General features: G+C 66.0%; 22 protein-coding genes. 15 read left to right on the top strand and 7 right to left on the bottom strand.

Annotated elements, in window-relative coordinates:
- Window positions 1-5: 5 nt before the first annotated feature.
- Window positions 6-668 (bottom strand): class I SAM-dependent methyltransferase, encoded by a 663-nt coding sequence (locus NP552_RS19060; protein WP_054916423.1) that lies wholly within the window; start codon window positions 666-668, stop codon window positions 6-8.
- Window positions 665-1,111: a YbaY family lipoprotein gene (locus tag NP552_RS19055; RefSeq protein WP_043861898.1), complete on the bottom strand. Its 447-nt coding sequence runs from the start codon at window positions 1,109-1,111 to the stop codon at window positions 665-667. Before NP552_RS19055 ends, NP552_RS19060 begins: the two co-directional genes overlap by 4 nt.
- A gap of 108 nt (window positions 1,112-1,219) precedes the next feature.
- Between NP552_RS19055 and nrdR the strand changes: the two genes are divergently transcribed.
- The 11 genes from nrdR (at window position 1,220) to NP552_RS19000 (ending at window position 9,092) form a co-directional block, all read left to right on the top strand.
- Window positions 1,220-1,684 (top strand): transcriptional regulator NrdR, encoded by a 465-nt coding sequence (gene nrdR / locus NP552_RS19050; RefSeq protein ID WP_043861897.1) that lies wholly within the window; start codon window positions 1,220-1,222, stop codon window positions 1,682-1,684.
- Window positions 1,681-2,817: a bifunctional diaminohydroxyphosphoribosylaminopyrimidine deaminase/5-amino-6-(5-phosphoribosylamino)uracil reductase RibD gene (gene ribD, locus NP552_RS19045; protein ID WP_274097052.1), complete on the top strand. Its 1,137-nt coding sequence runs from the start codon at window positions 1,681-1,683 to the stop codon at window positions 2,815-2,817. Before nrdR ends, ribD begins: the two co-directional genes overlap by 4 nt.
- Before the next feature lie 43 nt (window positions 2,818-2,860).
- Window positions 2,861-3,523, top strand: a complete 663-nt coding sequence (locus NP552_RS19040) for a riboflavin synthase (protein WP_043861895.1) — start codon at window positions 2,861-2,863, stop codon at window positions 3,521-3,523.
- Between the two features lie 18 nt (window positions 3,524-3,541).
- Complete coding sequence (gene ribBA, locus NP552_RS19035; RefSeq protein WP_043861894.1) at window positions 3,542-4,633, top strand: bifunctional 3,4-dihydroxy-2-butanone-4-phosphate synthase/GTP cyclohydrolase II; 1,092 nt, start codon at window positions 3,542-3,544, stop codon at window positions 4,631-4,633.
- A gap of 90 nt (window positions 4,634-4,723) precedes the next feature.
- Complete coding sequence (gene ribH / locus NP552_RS19030; RefSeq protein WP_043861893.1) at window positions 4,724-5,200, top strand: 6,7-dimethyl-8-ribityllumazine synthase; 477 nt, start codon at window positions 4,724-4,726, stop codon at window positions 5,198-5,200.
- Complete coding sequence (nusB, locus tag NP552_RS19025) at window positions 5,197-5,697, top strand: transcription antitermination factor NusB (RefSeq protein WP_043861892.1); 501 nt, start codon at window positions 5,197-5,199, stop codon at window positions 5,695-5,697. Before ribH ends, nusB begins: the two co-directional genes overlap by 4 nt.
- Window positions 5,698-5,715: 18 nt before the next feature.
- Entirely contained in the window at window positions 5,716-6,669 is a 954-nt protein-coding gene (thiL, locus tag NP552_RS19020; RefSeq protein ID WP_100634157.1) for a thiamine-phosphate kinase, read from the top strand.
- A 9-nt stretch (window positions 6,670-6,678) separates the two neighbouring features.
- Complete coding sequence (locus NP552_RS19015) at window positions 6,679-7,182, top strand: phosphatidylglycerophosphatase A family protein (RefSeq protein ID WP_043861890.1); 504 nt, start codon at window positions 6,679-6,681, stop codon at window positions 7,180-7,182.
- Between the two features lie 13 nt (window positions 7,183-7,195).
- Window positions 7,196-7,990, top strand: a complete 795-nt coding sequence (locus NP552_RS19010; RefSeq protein ID WP_078481663.1) for a substrate-binding periplasmic protein — start codon at window positions 7,196-7,198, stop codon at window positions 7,988-7,990.
- A 68-nt stretch (window positions 7,991-8,058) separates the two neighbouring features.
- On the top strand, window positions 8,059-8,676 hold the full coding sequence (gene ribA, locus NP552_RS19005; protein ID WP_043861888.1) for a GTP cyclohydrolase II: 618 nt from the start codon (window positions 8,059-8,061) through the stop codon (window positions 8,674-8,676).
- Window positions 8,673-9,092 carry a hypothetical protein gene (locus NP552_RS19000; RefSeq protein ID WP_043861887.1) on the top strand — a complete coding sequence of 140 codons (420 nt, stop codon included), beginning with the start codon at window positions 8,673-8,675 and terminating at the stop codon, window positions 9,090-9,092. The genes ribA and NP552_RS19000 overlap by 4 nt, the downstream gene beginning before the upstream one ends.
- 33 nt (window positions 9,093-9,125) lie before the next feature.
- Here NP552_RS19000 and dxs read toward each other — a convergent pair whose 3' ends face one another.
- The 3 genes from dxs to NP552_RS18985 form a co-directional block, all read right to left on the bottom strand.
- Window positions 9,126-11,024 carry a 1-deoxy-D-xylulose-5-phosphate synthase gene (gene dxs, locus NP552_RS18995; RefSeq protein WP_229590311.1) on the bottom strand — a complete coding sequence of 633 codons (1,899 nt, stop codon included), beginning with the start codon at window positions 11,022-11,024 and terminating at the stop codon, window positions 9,126-9,128.
- Window positions 11,025-11,176: 152 nt separating this feature from the next.
- Entirely contained in the window at window positions 11,177-12,064 is an 888-nt protein-coding gene (locus NP552_RS18990) for a polyprenyl synthetase family protein (RefSeq protein WP_210014646.1), read from the bottom strand.
- Window positions 12,061-12,303: an exodeoxyribonuclease VII small subunit gene (locus tag NP552_RS18985; RefSeq protein ID WP_043861884.1), complete on the bottom strand. Its 243-nt coding sequence runs from the start codon at window positions 12,301-12,303 to the stop codon at window positions 12,061-12,063. The genes NP552_RS18990 and NP552_RS18985 overlap by 4 nt, the downstream gene beginning before the upstream one ends.
- Before the next feature lie 244 nt (window positions 12,304-12,547).
- Here NP552_RS18985 and NP552_RS18980 point away from each other — a divergent pair, with 244 nt between their 5' ends.
- Genes NP552_RS18980 through NP552_RS18970 form a run of 3 tightly spaced genes read left to right on the top strand, consistent with a single transcriptional unit; the run spans window position 12,548 to window position 16,327 of the window.
- Window positions 12,548-13,951: an MBOAT family O-acyltransferase gene (locus NP552_RS18980; RefSeq protein WP_238596467.1), complete on the top strand. Its 1,404-nt coding sequence runs from the start codon at window positions 12,548-12,550 to the stop codon at window positions 13,949-13,951.
- A complete protein-coding gene (locus tag NP552_RS18975) occupies window positions 13,938-15,116 on the top strand; it encodes an SGNH/GDSL hydrolase family protein (protein WP_196932646.1) in 1,179 nt (392 codons plus the stop codon). Before NP552_RS18980 ends, NP552_RS18975 begins: the two co-directional genes overlap by 14 nt.
- A gap of 2 nt (window positions 15,117-15,118) precedes the next feature.
- Window positions 15,119-16,327 carry an SGNH/GDSL hydrolase family protein gene (locus NP552_RS18970; RefSeq protein ID WP_043861881.1) on the top strand — a complete coding sequence of 403 codons (1,209 nt, stop codon included), beginning with the start codon at window positions 15,119-15,121 and terminating at the stop codon, window positions 16,325-16,327.
- Window positions 16,328-16,570: 243 nt separating this feature from the next.
- Here NP552_RS18970 and NP552_RS18965 read toward each other — a convergent pair whose 3' ends face one another.
- Together NP552_RS18965 and rtcR are read right to left on the bottom strand one after the other, a co-directional pair.
- Window positions 16,571-17,656: a dienelactone hydrolase family protein gene (locus tag NP552_RS18965; RefSeq protein ID WP_274097051.1), complete on the bottom strand. Its 1,086-nt coding sequence runs from the start codon at window positions 17,654-17,656 to the stop codon at window positions 16,571-16,573.
- 85 nt (window positions 17,657-17,741) lie between these two features.
- A complete protein-coding gene (gene rtcR, locus NP552_RS18960) occupies window positions 17,742-19,325 on the bottom strand; it encodes an RNA repair transcriptional activator RtcR (RefSeq protein ID WP_043861879.1) in 1,584 nt (527 codons plus the stop codon).
- Between the two features lie 611 nt (window positions 19,326-19,936).
- Here rtcR and NP552_RS18955 point away from each other — a divergent pair.
- A complete protein-coding gene (locus NP552_RS18955; RefSeq protein WP_274097050.1) occupies window positions 19,937-21,082 on the top strand; it encodes a slipin family protein in 1,146 nt (381 codons plus the stop codon).
- Window positions 21,083-21,094 lie beyond the last annotated feature (12 nt).

Here is a 21,094-nt window from a genome sequence, read left to right as displayed (position 1 = left end):
CAACACTATAAAGCGCTGCGGCTGGCGTGGTACAGGCTCACCTGGCGGAATTCGTGGGGTTCGGCCAGGTCTGGCAGGGTCAGGGCGTGCAGGGTGTCGAGTTGGCGGTACAGGGGGTGACGGAAGTCGCGCACCCGCGAGTCGGCCACCAGCGCCTGGTGCCCGCGGCTGAGAAACGCATCGAGCAGCGGCAGGTTGGCGCGGTCGTAGAGCACATCGGCCACCAGCACCAGGTCGAAGCGGTCGGCCTCGGCGAAGAAATCGCTGGAGTAGCCCAACTGCACCTGGTTGAGCGCGGCATTCGCGCGGCTTGCCTGCAGCGCCAGCGGGTCGAGGTCGCAGGCCACCACTTCAAGCGCCCCGGCGCGGGCGGCGGCGATGCCGGCAATTCCCGAGCCTGCGCCGAAGTCCAGCACGCGTTTGCCGGCCACCCACTCGGGGCGGGCGGCCAGGTAGCGCGCCATGGCCAGACCGCTGGCCCAGCAGAAGGCCCAGTAGGGCGGCTCGTGCAGGATGCGCCGGGTTTCCTCGGGGCTGAACGCGCGGTCCATGTTGTGCGCATCGATCAGCCACAGCTTGAGGTCGCAGGCCGGCAGCTCGCTGACCACCAGCCGTGCGTCCCCCAGCAGCCCGCTCAACGCCTGTTGCAGGTGGATCGGCGCGGTCACGGCGCTTTTTCGAGGCGCAGCGGGCCGGTGGCCTGGGTTTGCGGGCTGCTGACCGCCACAGGTTGCAGGTGCAGGATCAGCTGCCCGGACTGGCTGGCACGCCCGCGCAGCTCCACCCGCGCACCGGCAGGGAACGCCTCGGGGTTGAAACGCAGCTGGAACGGCAGGTCCTGGCCGTTGGCGTCCAGGTTGCTGCTGGCCAGCAGGCGTTGCGGGCGGCCGCGCGGGTCGACCACCAGCAGCGCCAGCTCGACCTCGGCGCCCGACGGGATGCCAAGTAGGGTGCCGCTGATTTCACGCTGGTAGGCCGGCAGCGGGCCCAGGGCCACAGGTTGCTTGGCCGCTACCGGGGCCTTGGGGGCCAGCACCGGCTTGGGTTCATCGCTGCTGCAGGCGGCCAGCAGGGCGGCAAAACTGAGCACAACGAGCGCTCTAAAGGGCATGATCAATTCCTTCGGGGGGATATTTCCTCACTGGATGGTAACTGCTTTGGCTTGTCTTGCCAGTGGGATGCGCTACCATGACCCTCCCTTTTTTTGTTGCCTGCCACCATGCACTGTCCCTTCTGCGGTGCCAACGACACCAAGGTCATCGACTCGCGACTGGTTGCCGAGGGCGAACAAGTGCGCCGTCGCCGCGAATGCGTGGCCTGCGGTGAGCGCTTCACCACCTTCGAAACCGCCGAACTGGTGCTGCCGCGCCTGATCAAGACCGACGGCAGCCGCCAGCCCTTCGACGAAGAAAAACTGCGCGCCGGCATGCAGCGGGCGCTGGAAAAGCGCCCGGTGAGCGTCGAGCGCCTCGAAGCGGCGCTGGCCCACATCAAGCACAAGCTGCGCGCCACCGGCGAGCGCGAGGTCAAGTCGCTGGTCGTCGGCGAACTGGTGATGGCCGAGCTGCAAAAGCTCGACGAAGTGGCCTACATCCGCTTCGCCTCGGTGTACCGCCGCTTCCAGGACCTGGACGAATTTCGTGAAGAAATCGACCGCCTGGCGCGCGAGCCTTCCAAGCAATGAGCCTGCTCAGCGAACGCGACGTGCTCGACGCCCACTACATGGCCCGTGCGCTGGAACTGGCGCGCAAGGGTCTCTATTCCACCCATCCCAACCCGCGGGTCGGTTGCGTGATCGTGCGTGACGGGCAGGTGGTCGGCGAAGGCTGGCACGTACGCGCCGGCGAACCGCATGCCGAGGTGCACGCGCTGCGCCAGGCCGGCGAGCTGGCCCGTGGCGCCTGTGCCTATGTGACCCTGGAGCCGTGCAGCCACCACGGGCGCACGCCGCCGTGTGCCGAGGCGCTGGTCAAGGCCGGTGTGGCGCGGGTGGTGGCGGCCATGCAGGACCCCAACCCGCAAGTGGCGGGGCAGGGGCTCAAGCGCCTGGCCGACGTCGGTATCGAGGTTGCCAGCGGTGTGCTGGAGGCCGAGGCCCGCGCACTCAACCCGGGCTTTCTGAAACGCATGGAACACGGCCTGCCCTTTGTGCGGGTCAAGCTGGCGATGAGCCTGGACGGGCGCACCGCCATGGCCAGTGGCGAGAGCCAGTGGATCACCGGCCCGGCCGCACGCTCGGCGGTGCAGCGTCTGCGCGCGCGCTCCAGCGTGGTGCTGACCAGCGCCCAGAGCGTGCTGGCCGACAACGCGCGCATGACCGTGCGCGCCGACGAGCTTGGGCTGGACGCCGACAGCACCGCCCTGGCGATGGCCCGCCCACCGTTGCGCGTGCTCATCGACGGGCGCCTGCGCCTGCCGCTGACGGCGCCGTTCTTCCAGGCCGGCCCGGTGCTGGTGGTGACGGCCGCCGCGCCAGTTGCGCAGTACGCCCAGGCCGGCCATGACCTGCTGAGCCTGCCCGGCACCGACGGGCACGTCGACCTGCCCGCGCTGCTGCGCGAACTGGCCCGGCGTGGTGCCAGCGAGGTGCTGGTGGAGGCCGGCCCGGGCCTGGCCGGTGCCTTCGCGCAACAGGGCCTGGTGGACGAATACCAGCTCTTCATCGCTGCCAAGTTTCTCGGCTCCAGTGCCCGCCCATTGCTCGATTGGCCCCTGGCCAGAATGAGCGAAGCGCAGGCCCTCAACATCACCGACATGCGCGCCGTAGGCGATGACTGGCGAGTCACTGCCATTCCTGTGCCTGCGCCCGGCGTATAATTCGCGGCCTGCGCCTTGCGCGACCCGTTCTGAAGGAGGACTCATGTTCACCGGCATCATCGAATCCATCGGCAGCATCCGTTCACTCACCCCCAAAGGCGGCGACGTACGCGTGTATGTCGAAACCGGCAAGCTCGACCTGGGCGACGTGAAACTGGGCGACAGCATCGCCGTCAACGGCGTGTGCCTGACCGCCGTCGAACTGCCTGGCGACGGTTTCTGGGCTGACGTCAGCCGCGAAACCCTCGACTGCACCGCCTTTGCCGACTTCAAGGTAGGCAGCCGGGTCAACCTGGAAAAGGCCCTGACCCCCAGCAGCCGCCTGGGCGGCCACCTGGTCAGCGGCCACGTCGACGGTGTCGGCGAGGTCATCTCGCGCAGCGATAACGCCCGCGCCATCCAGTTCCGCCTGCGCGCGCCGGCCGAGCTGGCCAAGTACATCGCCCACAAGGGCTCGATCACCGTCGATGGCACCAGCCTCACGGTCAACCAGGTCGATGGCGCCGAGTTCGAGCTGACCATCGTGCCGCACACCCTCGCTGAAACCATCATGGCCGACTACCGCACCGGGCGTCGGGTTAACCTTGAGGTCGACCTGCTGGCCCGTTACCTGGAGCGTCTGCTGCTGGGCGACAAGGCCGCCGAGCCGGGCAAGGGTGGCATCACCGAAAGTTTCCTGGCCGCCAACGGCTACCTGAAATCCTGATTTAGAAGGGGGTGCCGCGTGGCGCTCAACAGCATCGAAGAACTGGTCGAAGACATTCGCCAGGGCAAAATGGTCATCCTGATGGATGACGAAGACCGCGAGAACGAAGGCGACCTGATCATGGCCGCCGAGTGCTGCAAGGCCGAACACATCAACTTCATGGCCAAGCACGCCCGTGGCCTGATCTGCATGCCGATGTCGCGCGAGCGCTGCGAGCTGCTCAAGCTGCCGCTGATGGCCCCGCGCAACGGCTCGGGCTTCGGCACCAAGTTCACCGTTTCGATCGAAGCTGCCGAAGGCGTCACCACCGGCATCTCCGCCGCCGACCGCGCGCGCACCGTGCAGGCCGCCGCCGCCCGGGACGCCAAGGCCGAAGACATCGTCAGCCCGGGCCACATCTTCCCGCTGATGGCCCAGCCCGGCGGTACCCTGGCCCGTGCCGGCCACACCGAGGCGGCCTGCGACCTGGCGCGCATGGCCGGTTTCGAGCCGAGCGGGGTGATCTGCGAGGTGATGAACGACGACGGCACCATGTCGCGTCGCGCCGAGCTGGAAGTGTTCGCCGCCGAGCACAACATCAAGATCGGCACCATCGCCGACCTGATCCACTACCGCATGATCCACGAACGTACCATTCAGCGGATTTCCGAGCAGCCGCTGGACAGCGAACTGGGTCAGTTCAACCTGGTGACCTACCGCGATTCGGTCGAAGGCGACGTGCACATGGCCCTGACCCTGGGCAAGATCTGCGCCGAGGAACCGACCCTGGTGCGGGTGCACAACATGGACCCGCTGCGCGACCTGCTGCTGGTCAAGCAGCCCGGCCGCTGGAGCCTGCGCGCCGCCATGAGCGCCGTGGCAGAGGCCGGCAGCGGCGTGGTGCTGCTGCTCGGACACCCGCTGGACGGCGACGTGCTGCTGGCGCATATCCGCGAAAGCGCCGACAGCAGCCAGGTCAAGACACCCACCACCTACAGCACCGTGGGTGCCGGTTCGCAGATTCTGCGCGACCTGGGCGTACGCAAGATGCGCCTGATGAGTTCGCCAATGAAGTTCAATGCGATATCCGGATTCGATCTGGAAGTTGTAGAATACGTGCCCTCCGAATAAAGCAGGGGCTGGTTTCCCGCTGTTGATCCGGAACAAAACTCCCACAGGCCGCACCGTTGCGGCCTGGCTCTTTAAGATGAGAACCCCGCAATGTCCCTGAAGACCATCGAAGGTACCTTCATTGCCCCCAAAGGTCGCTATGCTTTGGTGGTTGGCCGCTTCAACAGCTTCGTCGTCGAAAGCCTGGTAAGCGGTGCCGTTGATGCCCTGGTTCGCCACGGCGTGAGCGAAAGCGACATCACCATCATCCGTGCACCGGGTGCGTTCGAGATTCCGCTGGTGGCACAGAAGGTCGCCCAGCAGAGCGAATACGCCGCGATCATCGCCCTGGGCGCCGTGATCCGTGGTGGCACCCCGCACTTCGAATACGTGGCGGGCGAATGCACCAAGGGCCTGGCCCAGGTGTCCATGGAGTTCGGCGTGCCGGTTGCCTTCGGTGTCCTGACCGTCGATTCGATCGAACAGGCCATCGAGCGTTCCGGCACCAAGGCCGGCAACAAGGGCGCCGAAGCGGCCCTGTCCGCCCTGGAAATGGTCAGCCTGCTGGCGCAGTTGGAGGCCAAGTGATTAGCGACGAAAGCGATCGTTTCAACCCGCGCGATCCAAAACCTGCGGATGCTGGCAAGCCCTCCAAGAGCGCCAAGCGTCGCGAAGCCCGCAAGCTCGCGACCCAGGCGCTGTACCAGTGGCACATGGCCAAGCACTCGCTGAACGAGATCGAAGCGCAGTTCCGGGTCGATAACGATTTCACCGATGTCGACGGTGCCTACTTCCGCGAGATCCTGCACGGCGTGCCGGCGATCAAGGAAGAAATCGACAAGGCCCTCGCGCCTTGCCTGGACACCGTGCTCGAAGAGCTCGATCCGGTCGAGCTGTCGGTGCTGCGCCTGTCCACCTGGGAGCTTATCAAGCGGGTCGACGTGCCTTATCGCGTGGTCATCAACGAAGGTATCGAGCTGGCCAAGGTGTACGGCGCCACTGACGGGCACAAGTTCGTCAACGGTGTGCTCGACAAGCTCGCACCGCGGCTGCGCGAAGCCGAAGTGAAGGCGTTCAAGCGCTGATTGCGGCGCTGCCTGCCCATGGGTGAATTCGAGCTGATCCGCCACTACTTCGCCGCCGCGCCCTGTGCGCAGGCCGGCGACGGGGTCGCCCTGGGGATCGGCGACGATTGCGCCCTGCTGGCGCTGCCGGCCGGCGAGCAACTGGCCGTGTCCACCGACACGCTGGTGGCCGGGGTGCATTTCCCGGCTGTGTGCGAACCGTTCCTGCTCGGCCAGCGCTCGCTGGCGGTGGCTGCCAGTGACCTGGCAGCCATGGGCGCCACCCCCGTGGCCTTTACCCTTGCCCTGACCCTGCCGACGGTTCACGCCGATTGGTTGAAGGCCTATGCCCAGGGTCTGAACCTGATGGCCCGACAATGCGGCCTGAGCCTGGTAGGCGGGGACACCACCCATGGGCCGCTGAGCCTGACCATGACCGTGTTCGGCCGCGTGCCTGCCGGCCAGGCCCTGACGCGCAGCGGTGCGCGGCCTGGTGACCTGGTGTGTGTCGGCGGTGAGCTGGGCAACGCTGCCGGGGCCTTGCCGCTGGTGCTTGGCGAACGCGAGGCGGCGGTGGCGCTGGCCGAGCCGCTGCTGGCGCACTACTGGTCGCCGCCACCGCAACTGGCGCTGGGTCAGGCGCTGCGAGGCAAGGCCAGCGCGGCGCTGGATATCTCCGATGGCCTGCTGGCCGATTGCGGACACATTGCCACGGCCTCGGGCGTGTCGATTGTGCTGTCGCTCGAACAGCTGCCGCTGGGTGCGGCGCTGCAGGGCCTGCTGGGCCTGGAAGGTGCGCGACAGGCCGCGCTCACCGGTGGCGACGACTACGTGATTGCCTTCACCTTGCCCCCCGCGCACCTGGCCGGCCTGCAGGCTGCCGGCTGGCCGGTGCACGTGGTCGGTCGGGTGGAGGCGGGCAGCGGCGTCAGCCTGCGTGACCACGCCGGGGCGGACATCACCCCGCGCACGCGGGGTTATCAACATTTTTAGGGAGACACCGTGACCGATCACCCCAATCAGGTGCCGGCAGAAAACGTGCCGCCTTCAGTCTGGCGCAACCCCTGGCATTTTCTGGCCTTCGGCTTCGGCTCCGGCACCCTGCCCAAGGCGCCGGGCACCTGGGGTTCGCTGGTGGCCGTGCCGTTCATCCCGCTGTGGCAGATGCTGCCCGACTGGGGCTACTGGCTGATGCTGGGGCTGACCATGCTGTTCGGCGTATGGTTGTGCGGCAAGGTCGCCGACGACCTGGGCGTGCATGACCACGAGGGCATCGTCTGGGACGAGATGGTCGGCATGTGGATAACCCTCTGGCTGGTACCGGAAGGTTGGCTATGGTTGTTGGCAGGCTTTCTGATGTTCCGCTTCTTCGACATACTCAAGCCGTGGCCGATCCGCTGGATCGACCGGCATGTGCATGGCGGTTTCGGCATCATGTTCGATGACGTGCTGGCCGGCGTGTTCGCCTGGTTGGGCATGCAGGCGCTGGTGTGGAGTTTCACCTGAAGGGAGTGGCCTGATGCGCGCATGGCGAGTGTTGCTGCTGGTGTTGGCGCTGGGTGGCGGCATCGCCTGGGCTGGCGAGCCGACCGCGTTGCCGCAGGAGGTGCGCCTGGCCAGCGAGATCTGGCCGGACTACACCGACGTCGAAGGGCGCGGCATGGCCTGGGACGTGCTGCGCAAGGTGTTCGAGCCGGCGGGGGTCAAGGTGCTCGCCATCAGCGTGCCCTACAGCCGCGCCGTGGGCCTGGTCAAGCGCGCCGAGGCCGATGCCTGGGTCGGCTCCTACGAGCAGGAAAGCAACGACTACCTCTACCCGCGCAACGCCTTCGACCAGGACCATATCTACGCTCTGGGGCTGGCCAGCCTGCCGGTGCCGAGCGCCGCCACCATCGGCCGCTACAAGCTCTCCTGGGTGCGTGGCTACGAGTACCAGCGCTACCTGCCCGATGTGAAGGAGTTTCGCGAGGTGCAGCGGCGCGACGGCATCCTGCCGATGCTCGAACTCAAGCGCGTGGACTTCTATATCGATGCCCAGACCGAGGTGGACTACGTGTACAACCAGGCCCGTGACAAGGCCCGGTTCCGCCGCACCCACATCGCCGAGTTGCCGTTGTACCTGGCCTTTGCCAGGACCGAGCAGGCCTGTGCGCTCCGGGCGCTGTTCGATCGGCGCATGGACGAACTGATCGCCAGCGGTGAATTGCGCGAGATCTTCGAGCGCTGGCAGCAGCCGTATCCGTTTCCGATTCCGGGCAGGGCGCACGTGCCAGCATCTAACTTCTCGATCTGTTTGCCCAAGAATTCAGCCTAAGCACCTGCCTTACGCTGCTGTTACAATCGGCGCACATCAAATTTCACGTTATTGATCAGGAGCACAAGGTGCCCGTCGTCTTTGTTGCCGCTTCCAAGCTGCCCACCCCCTTTGCCACGTTCACCATGCATGGTTTTCTCGACGAAGCCACCGGCCGCGAGCACGTTGTGCTCAGCCTGGGTGATGTAGCCGATGGCGAGCCGGTACTGGGGCGCCTGCATTCCGAATGCCTGACCGGCGATGCGCTGTTCAGCCAGCGCTGCGACTGTGGTTCGCAGCTGGAGGCCGCTCTGCAGGCCATTGCCCGCGAAGGCCGTGGCGTGCTGCTGTATCTGCGTCAGGAGGGCCGTGGCATCGGCCTGCTGAACAAGATTCGCGCCTACGAACTGCAGGACGGCGGCGCCGACACCGTCGAGGCCAACGAGCGCCTGGGCTTTGCCGCCGACCAGCGTGACTACGCCATGTGCCAGCCGATGCTCGAGCACCTGGGCGTCACGTCATTGCGCCTGATGACCAACAACCCGCGCAAGGTAAAAGCCCTCACCGCCATGGGCATTGCGGTAGCCGAGCGCGTGCCGCTGCACACCGGGCACAATCCGCATAACAAGCACTACCTGGCCACCAAGGCCGGCAAGCTCGGCCACATGATGGGCAACGAGCACCAGGGCGAGGCCGGTCGGGCGTGACCCGCGGCCAGGTCAAGCGGCGGCTGGCGTTCGCCTGGTGGCAGTTCTTCGCGATTGCCCTGGCGCCGCTGCTGGTGTTCGGCTGGGCGTTCGGAGGCAGCGTGGCGCGTGTCCCGCTGCTGGTGATGCCGGTGTTTCTGGCCGGGCTGGCCTCGATGTTCTTCAGCCTGCCGCGTTTCAGCGCCTACAAGCGTGCGTTGATTGCCACTGAAAAGGCGCTGAACAGCGCTGAAGAGCCGGCGGCCTGGATAGAGCTGGCGCGGGTTCGCCGTGTGTCGATGCTGTTTGCCTGCCTGCCGGCGTGGGTGGCCGCACTGTCGGTGTTCGTGGGCCTGGAGGGAGTGCCGCAGATTCTGCTGGCCATCGCCAGCGTGGTGATCCTTTACCTGTACCGGGTACCGCGTCAGCTGGGCTGATGCGCCCTTCGCCAGCCTGGCTGGCGAAAGGGTCTAAAGGCCCAGCAGTTGCATCCGCTGACGCACCGAAGTCTCGATCCCGGCAGCATCCAGCCCGCATTCGGCCAGCATCTGCGCCGGCTTGGCATGCTCGACGTACACATCCGGCAAGCCCAGGTGCAGCATCGGCTTGAGCACGCCTTCAGCGCTCAGGAACTCGCTGACCGCAGAGCCGGCGCCGCCCATGATGGCGTTCTCTTCGATGGTCACCAGCAGTTCATGGCTGCCAGCCAGCTCGCGCACCAGCGCTTCATCCAGCGGCTTGACGAAACGCATGTCGACCACGGTTGCATCCAGGTTTTCGGCCACCTTCAGCGCTTCTGCCAGTTGCACACCGAACACCAGCAGGGCGACCTTGCTGCCCTGGCGGCGAATCACGCCCTTGCCGATCTCCAGCGGCTCAAGGTCGCCGTCGATCGTCGCGTTCGGCCCGCTGCCACGCGGGTAGCGCACGGCGGCAGGGCCGTTGTACAGGTGCCCGGTGCTGAGCATCTTGCGCAGTTCGTTCTCGTCGCTGGGGGTCATCACCAGCATGCCGGGGATGCAGCGCAGGAACGACAGGTCGAAGCTGCCGGCGTGGGTCGGGCCGTCTTCGCCCACCAGGCCGGCGCGGTCGATGGCGAACAGCACGTCGAGGTTCTGCACCGCCACGTCATGGATCAGCTGGTCGTAGGCGCGCTGCAGGAAGGTCGAATAGATCGCCACCACCGGCTTGGCGCCCTCGCAGGCCATGCCCGCCGCCAGCGTCACCGCGTGCTGCTCGGCAATCGCCACGTCGAAGTAGCGCTCGGGGTAGCGTTCGCTGAACGCCACCAGGTCCGAGCCTTCCTTCATGGCGGGGGTGATGCCCACCAGGCGCTGGTCGGCGGCGGCCATGTCGCACAGCCACTGGCCGAACACCGCCGAGTACTTCGGCCCGGCGGCCTTTTTCGGCGCGGTGGCCGGGGCGTCCAGCGGTTCGAGCTTGGTGATCGCGTGGTAGCCGATCGGGTCGACCTCGGCCGGGGCGAAACCCTTGCCCTTCTTGGTCACCACGTGCAGGAACTGCGGCCCCTTGAGGTCGCGCATGTTGCGCAGGGTGGCGATCAGGGTAGGCAGGTCGTGGCCGTCGATCGGGCCGATGTAGTTCCAGCCCAGCTCTTCGAACAGGGTGCCGGGCACCAGCATGCCCTTGGCATACTCTTCGGTGCGGCGGGCGATCTCCCAGGCGCCGGGCAGGCGCGACAGCACCTTCTTGCTGCCCTCGCGCATGCTTGCATAGGTGCGGCTGGAGAGGATCTTGGCCAGGTAGTTGGACAGGCCGCCGACATTGCGCGAAATCGACATGTCGTTGTCGTTGAGGATCACCAGCATGTCGGCGTTGACTTCCTGGGCGTGGTTCAACGCCTCGAAGGCCATGCCGGCGGTGAGCGCGCCGTCACCGATCACTGCAATCGACTTGCGTGCCTGGTTCTGCAGGCGGGCGGCGATGGCCATGCCCAGCGCGGCGCTGATCGAGGTGCTGGAGTGCCCGACGCCAAAGGTGTCGTACTCGCTCTCGACGCGGCGCGGGAAGGCGGCCAGGCCGTCCTTCTGACGCAGGCTGTGCATGCGTTCGCGCCGACCCGTGAGGATCTTGTGCGGATACGCCTGGTGGCCCACATCCCACACCAGCCGGTCGTCCGGCGTGTCGAAGACGTAGTGCAGGGCGATCGTCAGTTCGATGACGCCCAGGCCGGCACCGAAGTGCCCGCCGGTCTGGCCGACGCTATAGAGCAGCTCCTGGCGCAGTTCGTCGGCCAGTTTCTCCAGGTCGGCTTCGGCCAGACGACGCAGGCCGGCTGGCGTATCGGCACGGTCAAGCAGCGGCGTGACCGGGCGTTCGCGGGGGATCTCTTGAAACGTCGTGGGCATCAGGCGAATCGTTATAGGTGTGATGAGGCGGCAGTTTACCTTATTGCGGTGAAGGCTGCCCATTGAGGTATGTGGTGTGCGTTTCGCCGGCAATGCCGGCTCCTACAGGGTTCGATGCAGGAGCCGGCATTGCCGGCGAAGGGCCGCTGCCGTCAACTGCGGCGTTCGACGATGTACCGCGCCAACGCCCGCAGCGGCTCGGCCTTGTCATCGAACCCAGCCAGCGCTGCCAGCGCCTGGTCGCGCAGTTCCAGCGCGTAGGCCTTGGCGGCTTCGAGCCCCAGCAATGCCGGGTAGGTCGGCTTGTCGCGGGCGATATCTGCGCCCTGGCGCTTGCCCAGGGTCGCGGTATCGCTCTCGACATCCAGGATGTCGTCCTGCACCTGGAACGCCAGGCCGATGGCCTGGGCATACTGCTGCAAGGCCGCAAGCGTCTGGGCATCGGCCCGCGCGCTGGCCAGGGCGCCGACCTTGACGCTGGTTTCGATCAGCGCGCCGGTCTTGTGCCGGTGCATGTATTCCAGCGCGGTCTGATCGAGCTTGAGCCCCACCGAGCCCAGGTCGATGGCTTGGCCACCGACCATGCCGGCGGGGCCGGCGCCCTGGGCCACGGCCTGCACCATGGCCAGGCGAATGGCATCGCCCTGCGGGCTCAGGCGCGGGTCGAGCAGGGCGCTGAAGGCCAGGCTCTGCAAGCCGTCGCCGGCCAGGATCGCGCAGGCCTCGTCGAATTTCTTGTGGGTGGTGGGCTGGCCGCGACGCAGGTCGTCGTCGTCCATTGCCGGCAGGTCGTCATGCACCAGCGAATAGGCGTGGATCAGCTCGACTGCGCAGGCGGCGCCGTCGGCATCGCTGCTGGCGCCACCCAGCGCCTCGCAGGCGGCATAGGCCAGCAGCGGGCGTACCCGCTTGCCGCCGTTCATCACGCTGTAGCGCATGGCGGCATACAGGCGCTCGAGTTCGCTCGAGGGGGCGTGGAACAGGGTTTCCAGCGCGGCATCCACCTGGGCCTGGCAACGGGCCTGGTAGGCGGCGATCATTCCGGCTGTTCCGCGTCGAACGGCTCGGCGCGCAACTCGCCGTCGCGCTCCAGCAGCACCTGGACCTTCTGCTCGGCCTGGGTCAGGGCGCTCTGGCAATCGCGGGTCAGGCCGATGCCTTGCTCGAAGGCGGTCAGCGAGTCTTCCAGCGACAGTTCGCCGTTCTCCAGGCGTTCGACCAGCGCTTGCAGGTCGGCAAGGGATTGCTCGAAGTCAATGGCAGCTTTTTTTCGGGCCATGGCGGCTGTCTCTGGTGGCGGTTTGAACGGCGCGACACTAGCAGAGCAGGGCAGGGGGAGCAAATCAGCGCCTGTGATCTTTCGTCGCATTCTGTTGCATAAATGCCGTGGGAACAGGCTTGATTTTCCTGCACCGCTTGCATTGTGGGGGCTCACTGCTGTCTGCCATAATCGCGCCCGCTCTGCGCCGCGGGTTGTATCCGGGTCAGGGTCCCCCCTTCCATGTCGCGTAATGGACTACGTTGTGAGCTTTCTTTCGATCGAGTTCGGCCTCTGCTTCACTCTGTTTTTCGCGGTCTACTGGAGCCTTTGCTGGAGCGTTCGCCTGCAGAACGTCCTGCTGCTGGCGGGCAGCTATGCGCTGGTCGCAAGCTTCAGCCTCGATTCGCTGTACATCCTGCTCGGCTACACCCTGCTGGTCTACCTGCTGGGGCTGTTCAGCGCGCGACATCCCGGACGGCGCTTCACCTACCTGATGGTGTTGCTGCTGGTGCTGGGCTGCTTCTATGTCTTCAAATACCAGGAATTCTTCGTGGGGGGCGTGCAGGCCGCGCTGGCCGACCTGGGCCTGGACGTCTCGCTGCCGGTGCTGGAGGTGCTGCTGCCGATCGGGCTGTCGTTCTACACCTTCCATTCGGTCAGCTACCTAGTGTCGATCAACCGCGGTGAAATGGCCCCGGCCGCGCCGCTGGACCTGGCCCTGTACTTGGCCTTCTTCCCCAGCCTGGTGGCCGGCCCGGTCAATCGCGCCGCGCACATGCTGCCGCAGATTCGCCCGGCGCAGATCCGCCAGGTGCTGGAGCCGCAGCGGGCGCTGGGGCTGATTGCGCTGGCGGTGGTCAAGCTGTTCTTCTTCAGTGCCTGGCTGGGCAGCGAGTGGGTCGACCCGGTGTTCGAGACCCCAAGCGGCTTCAGCGCCGAGCAACTGCTGCTGAGCGTGTACGGCTACAGCCTGCTGATCTACCTGAACTTCAGCGGCTACACCAACCTGGTGACCGGCGTGGCGCTGCTGCTGGGCTTTCGCCTGCCGGCCAACTTCAATGCGCCCTACGCGGCCCGCAACCTCAAGGAGTTCTGGGGGCGCTGGCACATCAGCCTGTCGACCTTCATTCGCGACTACGTGTACATCCCGCTGGGCGGCAACCGCCAGGGCGTATGGCGCGGCAACCTGAACATGCTGCTGGCGATGCTGGTTTCCGGCTTGTGGCACGGCGCGAGCCTCAACTTCATCATCTGGGGGGCGCTGCACGGCGTGGGGCTGGCGCTGTACAAGGCCTCAACCTACGTGCTGCCACAACCGATGCGCTGGCCGGGCGCGGATGTGCTGGCGCGCCTGCTGACCTTCCACTACGTCGCCTTCGCCTGGATCTTCTTTCGCTGCGCGAGCCTGGATGATGCGCTGGACATGCTCGGCGGCATCGCCGGCCTGAGCCTGGGCGGGCTGTTGAGCACCACTGGCCTGCTGTTGCTGGGCTGCGTGCTGTACATCGCGGTGTACCCGCAGGTGCTGGCGCTGCTGCGCCAGGGTTTTGCCGCCAGCAGCCGGCTGCCCTGGCAGCTCTACCCGATCCCGCTGGGGCTGTTCGTGTCGTTGGTCATCTTCGCTTCGCAATCGGGCGTGCCGGGGTTCATCTATGCAAGCTTCTAGTACCGGTCAGCTGTTCAAGACGCAAATGGGCGCGGCCAAGGTGCTGTACGCGATCCTGGTCACCACCTTGCTGCTGTTCTGGCTGAACCAGAACTCCATCAGCCTGTACTGCCAGCAGAAGTATCACCAGAGCTGCGAGCTGCCCTGGGTAGGGCAGAGCCAGGCGTGGCGCCTGGGCGGCAACCTGACCCAGGCCCTGGGGGATGCGCGCAGCAGCTTCATCGACAGCCTGGAGCGCCAGACCCTGCTGGCCCAGGCCGAGGGCATGCCGACGGTCGAGCTGCCGCCCAGTATGCCGGTGGTGCTGGTTGACCTGGCGCAGCCGCATGCCAAGGCGCCGGCGCCTGCCAAGGTACCGGTGATGGCGCCGACACCTGCGGCCAGGCCCCCTGCTGTGCAGCCAGCGGCAGTGCAGCCGGTTGTGGCGCAGGCGCCCGCCGCGCAGCCCGCCGTGCAACCGGTCAAGGTGGCGGCGCAACCGCTGGTGCCGGGGCAGCCGCCCAAGGCCGTGAGCCTGGCGGCTGGCGACGAAGTGTTCCTGGTGGGCGACTCGCTGATGCAGGGCGTGGCGCCGCACTTGGCCAACACCTTGCTCAAGCGCTACCAGATCAAGAGCGTCAACCTCAGCCGCCAGAGCACGGGCCTGGCGTACCCCGGTTTTTTCAACTGGCCGCAGACGGTGTCCGACACGCTGCAGAATCACCCCAACATCCGCCTGATGGTGGTGTTCCTGGGCCCGAATGACCCGTGGGACATGCCCGAATCCAAGGGCAAGCCGTTCCTGCGTTTCAAATCGCCTGAGTGGGAGGCGCTGTACCGCAAGCGCATCGACCGGATCCTGGACGAGGCCCGTGCGCACAATGTGCAGGTAATCTGGGTCGGCCCGCCCAACATGCAAAAGCCCAAGTTGTCGACGGCCATGGCCTATCTCAGCGGGCTGTATGAAAGCCAGGCGCAGTTGTACCAGCAGCATTACGTGTCGGCCAACGGCGTGCTCGGTTACCAGGCCGACGAGTTCTCCTATACCCTGCAGAACAGCCAGGGCAAACGGGTCAAGACCCGTGTCGACGACGGCATCCACTTCACCACCACGGGCCAGAAGCTGATCGCCGAGCAGGTACTGTCGATGATCGCCTTCCCGGGCCTGACCGTAACGGGACACTGAGCATGCGCCGAGCGCACAACATCCTGGTGCTGGCGGCGCTTATCTGCGCACTGCCGGGCTGCAGCCCGGTGGCGGCGGTCAACGCGCCGGCCGCGCGCCCCCTCGCCGTGCAGCAGAAGGCGACCGGCAGCCGTGACGGCAACCTTGCGGTGCTGGCCGGCAAGCTGCGCACCTCCAGTCGCACACCGGTCAATATCGTGCAATTCGGAGATTCGCACACTGCCGCCGACCTGTTCAGCGGCGAGATGCGTCGCCTGCTGCAGTCGCAGTACGGCGATGGCGGCATAGGCTTTGTGGCGGCGACACCGGTACCTGGCACGCGCTACGACAACCTGATCCTCAAGACGGCCAGGCGCCAGTGGGAGCTGGTGTCGGCGCGCAACCAGCAAAGCACCCAGTTCCCGCTGGGGGGCTACCTGTCGGTACCGCTGGCGGCGAACCCGAGCGTGCGCCTGGAGGCGCGTGAACCCAGTGCCCAGCGCTACCGTATCTCGGCCCTGTACCAGGCGCGGGAGAACAGCAGCCTTACCGCCCGTGGCGGGCAGAACGCGGCGCGCCGCGTGATGCTGGCCGCAAGCAACGGGCAGTGGCGCTTCAGCCCGCCGCTCAACAGCATCAGCCTGCCGGTGGACATGAGCCTGAATGCCCACCCGGGCACGGTGCTGGGTGGCTGGTACATCCAGGGCCAGAAGAACGCCGGGGTGACCTATTCGGCCCTGGGTATCAACGGTGCGCGGCTGGAGGTGCAGGACAAATGGCAGGCTGGCTGGCAGGAAAACCTCAAGGCCCTGCGCCCGGACCTGATCATTCTGGCCTATGGCACCAACGAGGCGTTCGACAACACCCTGGACATGGCCAAGTACCGTGACCAGTTGCGCCGTACCGTGGCCCAGCTCAAGCGGGTGCAGCCACGGGCGGTGATCCTGCTGGTGGGGCCTTCGGATTCGATCAAGCAGCGTGGCGCGCGCACCTGCGCGACGCGGCGCCCGCAGTCGTTGCCGCAGGTGGTGCAGATCCAGCGCCAGGTGGCACGCCAGGCCAACGTGCTGTTCTGGGACTGGCAGGCCTACATGGGCGGGGAGTGCTCGATTGCGCGGTGGCAGGCAGAGGGGCTGGCGCGAGGCGACCTGGTGCACCTGACGGCTGATGGCTATCGCAAGAGTGCGTCGGGGCTGTATGACTACCTGCGGGGGCAGTTGGGGCTGCGCTGAGGCAAAAAAAGAGGGGCTGTATCGGTGTCGGGATTGGCTTGCGGCGCCCCGGTGCATCGATAACAGCCCCCCAGCTTCGAGCCACAGGGGCGTCGAACTCAGGTGCAAGCATAGAATGGTTTTTTGGGGCCTGCTGTAGGACTTTTGGACAGATCTCGAAGGGTTCTTCGTCAGCAAGGCTGACTCCTGCCGTTTATCCCAACCCTGCAGGAGCCAGCCTTGCTGGCGAAAGCCGCGCTGTAGTCAGCCCGCCGGGGTCAGCCCCAACGCGTAATCGAGGTACCCGCGATACGCCGTTTCCCAGTCATCCTGGAAGGTGTGCCCGGCCGGGTGTTCGTGGCTTTGCACCGGGTTGCTGCCTTCGAACGCCTTCTGCGTGGTTGCGGTCAGTTCCAGGTTGCTCGAATGCTCCTTGGCGCCGTGCACGATCACGATGCGCTTGTCCTTGGCCTTCTGCACGGCGAATGGAATGCGAAAGCCGCCCGGCGACAGCAGTACTGCGCCGCTGTAATGCTGCGGGTATTCGGCGATCAGGTGCGCCGCATGTTCGGCGCCCTGGGAAAAGCCGATCAGCGCCACGTTCGAGCGGTCGATGCGGGTCTGCTTTTCCAGGGCCTTGAGCGCGGCCGCCACGGCTTTCTCGGTCGGCTCGACCGTGTGTTGCTGCCACATGAACTGGCCCTCGTCGCGCTTGAGCGTGCCGTTCACGCCCACCAGTACGGCGCGTTCGCCCACCAGCTCTTCACGCATGCGAATGCCCTTGCTGCCTTCGGTGCCGTAGCCGGACAACCACACCACTACCGGCCAGCCGCCGGCCGGGGCCTTGCCTTCGGGGATGCTGAACGCCGCCGCACCGGCATCCTTGGCCTGTTTGGCGTAGTTGGCCTCGGCGCTCTGCAGCAGTTTCTTGTAGGCCGGTGCGTCCTTCATGCTCTCCAGCTCGTCGTCGTCACGCAGGATCACGGCCTGCCAGAAACCGCGCTCGCGGGCCTGGTCGAGCAGGTCGCCAGCCAGATCGAACTTCTCCATCGAGGCCAGGGCGGCGCCGGCCTGGTAGGACGCATAGGCGTTCTTCGGGTCCAGGCGTGCGGCCGTCAGGTAATAGGCCAGGGCGCCAGCCATGTTGTCGTGCTCGCTTTTCTCCTTGTCGCCGGCATCGATGAATTCCTGTGCGTCGGCATCGTTCAGGTAGAGGTTGGCCATGCCGGCCAGGCCCTGCCAGCGGCCCTTGGCAACGGCCTCGTCTTCGTCGGCGAAGCTGGCGGTGGCGGTAAGGCTCAGGGCGGTGAACAGGCTGAGGGTGGCAAAGTGCAGACGAGGAGATGTCATGAACGACAAGACCGAGAGTCCTTTTTCGGTGGAAGGGAAAGTGTGCCGGCCAATACGGCCGGGGCGCGGATTCTAGCATGGCAGCTCAGCTGCGCAGCTGGTTCCAGTCCAGTTCGAAGCGCGCCAGGTATTTGCGCAGGCGGTCGGCATCGTTGGGTTTTTCCTTGTCCTGGCGCGACACCGCAAACAGCTGGCGCCCTGCGTCGGACAGCGAGCGGGCATCGCGACACACCCGCAGCACGGCCTCCAGTTGCAGGCGGTCGAACAGGTCCAGCTCACGCCCTTCAAGCAACGGCTCGGTGGGCGCGGCAACCCCCCAGGCCCGTTGCAGCCGGGTGATCTCTTCGCTGACCAGGGGCTCGTCGATGCGTCCGCTGTCGGCCAGGGTCGCCATGCGCGTGATCGAGGCCGACAGCTCGCGAAAGTTGCCGGCCCAGCGTGCTTGCGGTGAATGGGCGAACGCCAGGTACTGGCGCTTGGCTTCAAGGTTGAAGCGCACGTTGCGGCCCTGTTCGCGGGCGTGGCGCTGCAGTTCGAAATCGATGTTCGGCTCGATGTCTTCGCGCCGCCCGGCCAGCCCCGGCAGTTCGAAGGTCCACAGGTTGATGCGCGCATACAGGTCTTCGCGAAACAGCCCTTCGGCCACCTGCTTGCGCAGGTCACGGTGGGTGCCGGCGATCAGCTGGAAGTCGCTTTGCACCTCGTTGTCTGCGCCCATCGGGAAGAAGCGCTTCTCTTCGATGGCCTTGAGCAGCATGGCCTGTTCGTCGGCGCCCAGTTCGCCGATTTCGTCGAGAAACAGCATGCCGCCGTCGGCGGCGCGCAGCAGGCCGTCGCGGGCGTTCTGTGCTCCCGTGAAGGCGCCCTTGATATGCCCGAACAGGCTCGACATGGCGCCGTCGCCGCGCAGCGTGGCGCAGTTCACTTCGACGAAGCGGCCCTCCAGCTGGTGGCGCGTGCGCTTGAGTTCATGGATGCGCCGGGCCAGGAACGACTTGCCGGCACCGGTCGGCCCCACCAGCAGCATCGGGGCGGTTGAGCGCAGGGCGACGCGCTCGATCTGCTCGATGGAGTGGTTGAACGCCACGTTGCGCGTGGCGATGCCGGCCTTGAGAAACGCCAGGCTGTGCGCCTGCTCGCGCTGAAAGCGCGAAGCGATGTGGTCATAGCGCGACAGGTCGAGGTCGATCAGCGTGCTGGTGCCGGCCGGGTCACGCTCTTCTTCCTTGCCGCGCGCCGGCGAGGTCTGTACCAGTCGCGCCGGCAGGTAGCGCGCCTCGGTCAGCAGAAACCAGCAGATCTGCGCAACGTGGGTGCCGGTGGTGATGTGCACCAGGTAGTCCTCGTGCTCGGTGTCGAAGTGGTAGCTGCTGGCGAAGTCATGCAGCGCGCCGTACATCTCTTCGAAATCCCACGGGTTGTGCAGAGCCAAGCGGTGCAGGCGCACCTCGGTGTGGGGCGACACGCTGAGTACATCCTCGCGCAGGCGCTCGGCCAGGCCCAGATCACGTTCGCTCTTGCCGTGAATCAGCTCCAGGCGGTCGATCGAAAGATCAGGCTGCTGGCACAGCGCGACGGTGGGCCGCCACTTGTTCCAGCGCGCGGCACCCTTTCCGTTGCGGTCGAGGGTGGTACCGATGAAGCCGATGGCAACGCTGCGCTTGTGCATGCTGTTTATCTTTTTGGATAAATGAAGAGATAAAAGTATACATAAAAGCCCTCAAGCATTTGCCCGGTGCGCAGGTTGATTTAACGAAGATGAAAATAAAACACTTATAAATCAATGAGTTGAAAATAAATTCTAGCGCTTTGACGAAACCTGGCACGCCCCTCGCAATAACGCTTTCGACCGCATCGCCAAGCAGGCCAACGGGTCGGGGTTCACAACCCCACCGGTGCACGAGCCCACCCCTGGTGTTGGTGTCGTGCATGCCGCCGCCGCAACGACCGGTCGCTGGCGCAACCCCGGATGGGGCCGCCAACGAGCCTAGAACTCGTTACATACCCTCCACGGTAGCTGTACCCGTAACACCCGCCGGTGAGGCGAGGGCAACGCACTTGCAGCCAGGATGGCTGACTGTCGCGAAGGACGCCCCCGCCACCGCTGGTACGCCCGGCCTGCTGGCCGGGCCCGGGGCAAGGCGCAACGTCGGACCGAAGGACTCGGTCGGCAAAGGACTCTGATGTCCCGACGCGTGCACCTCCCCCCGGGCCCCACCTGCAGCGCTCGGCGTACCGGCAGCACCGGCACCACGGAATTCATTGAAAGGGAAATACAGAATGAAACTGCTCAAGCGCTTCATCGTGAAAAAGAACGAACGCGGCCTGCTGTTCTGCGAGGGCGACTTCGTGTCGATCCTGGAACCGGGCGTGCATCAGCGCTTTGACCTGCATAACCGGCTGACGGTGGAAACCTTCAGCCTCAACACCCCGCGCTTCGAGCACCGCCTGGCCGGCTACCTGCGCCAGAGCAAGCCGGCGGTGGTGGATCAGTACTTCGAGCGCATGGACCTGGCCGAACACGAAGTGGGCCTGCGTTTCGAGGATGGCGCACTGGCGGAACTGCTGCCACCGGGCAGCCGCCAGCTGTACTGGAAGGGCCAGAGCGCGCAGACCCTGCAGCGCATCGACCTGACCCACAGCTATCGCCTGGAGCCGATCCTGCTCGGCCAGCTCGGTCAGCCCAAGCTGCGCGGTCGCACCCTGGCCGGGCTGGATGCGGTGCTGCTGGCGCCGGTGCCGGCCTTCCATGTGGGCGTGCTCAAGGTCGATGGCGCAGTGGTCGAGCTGCTGCCGGCCGGTCAGTACGGCTTCTGGCGCTTCAACCGCCAGGTGAGCGTCGACATGGTCGACATGCGCATCCAGTCGCTGGAGGTCAGCGGCCAGGAGATCCTCACCCGCGACAAGGTCAGCCTGCGCCTGAACCTGGCGGCCAACTGGCGCTACAGCGACGTGCTGATGGCCTTCGCCAGCCTCAGCAAACCGCTGGAGCACCTGTACCGCGAGGTGCAGTTCGGCCTGCGTGCGGCCGTGGGCACGCGTACCCTCGACGAGCTGCTGGAGAACAAGCAACTGATCGACGACACCGTCAGCCAGTACCTGGCCGAGAAACTGGTGGGCAGCGGCATCGAGGTCAGCGGCCTGGGCGTGCGCGACATCATTCTGCCGGGTGAAATGAAGACCCTGCTGGCGCAGGTGGTGGAGGCTGAGAAGGCGGCCCAGGCCAACGTGATCCGGCGCCGCGAGGAAACCTCGGCGACCCGTTCGCTGCTCAACACCGCCAAGGTCATGGAAGACAACCCGACGGCCCTGCGCCTGAAGGAGCTGGAAACCCTGGAGCGGGTGGCCGAGCGCATCGACCGGATTTCGGTATTCGGCGGGCTGGATCAGGTGTTGAATGGGCTGGTCAGCCTGAAAACCGCATGACACCTGCCAGGC

The organism is Pseudomonas sp. 8209, from assembly GCF_028682105.1.
Taxonomy (GTDB): domain Bacteria; phylum Pseudomonadota; class Gammaproteobacteria; order Pseudomonadales; family Pseudomonadaceae; genus Aquipseudomonas; species Aquipseudomonas palmensis.
This window is presented reverse-complemented; position numbering and strand designations above follow the sequence as displayed.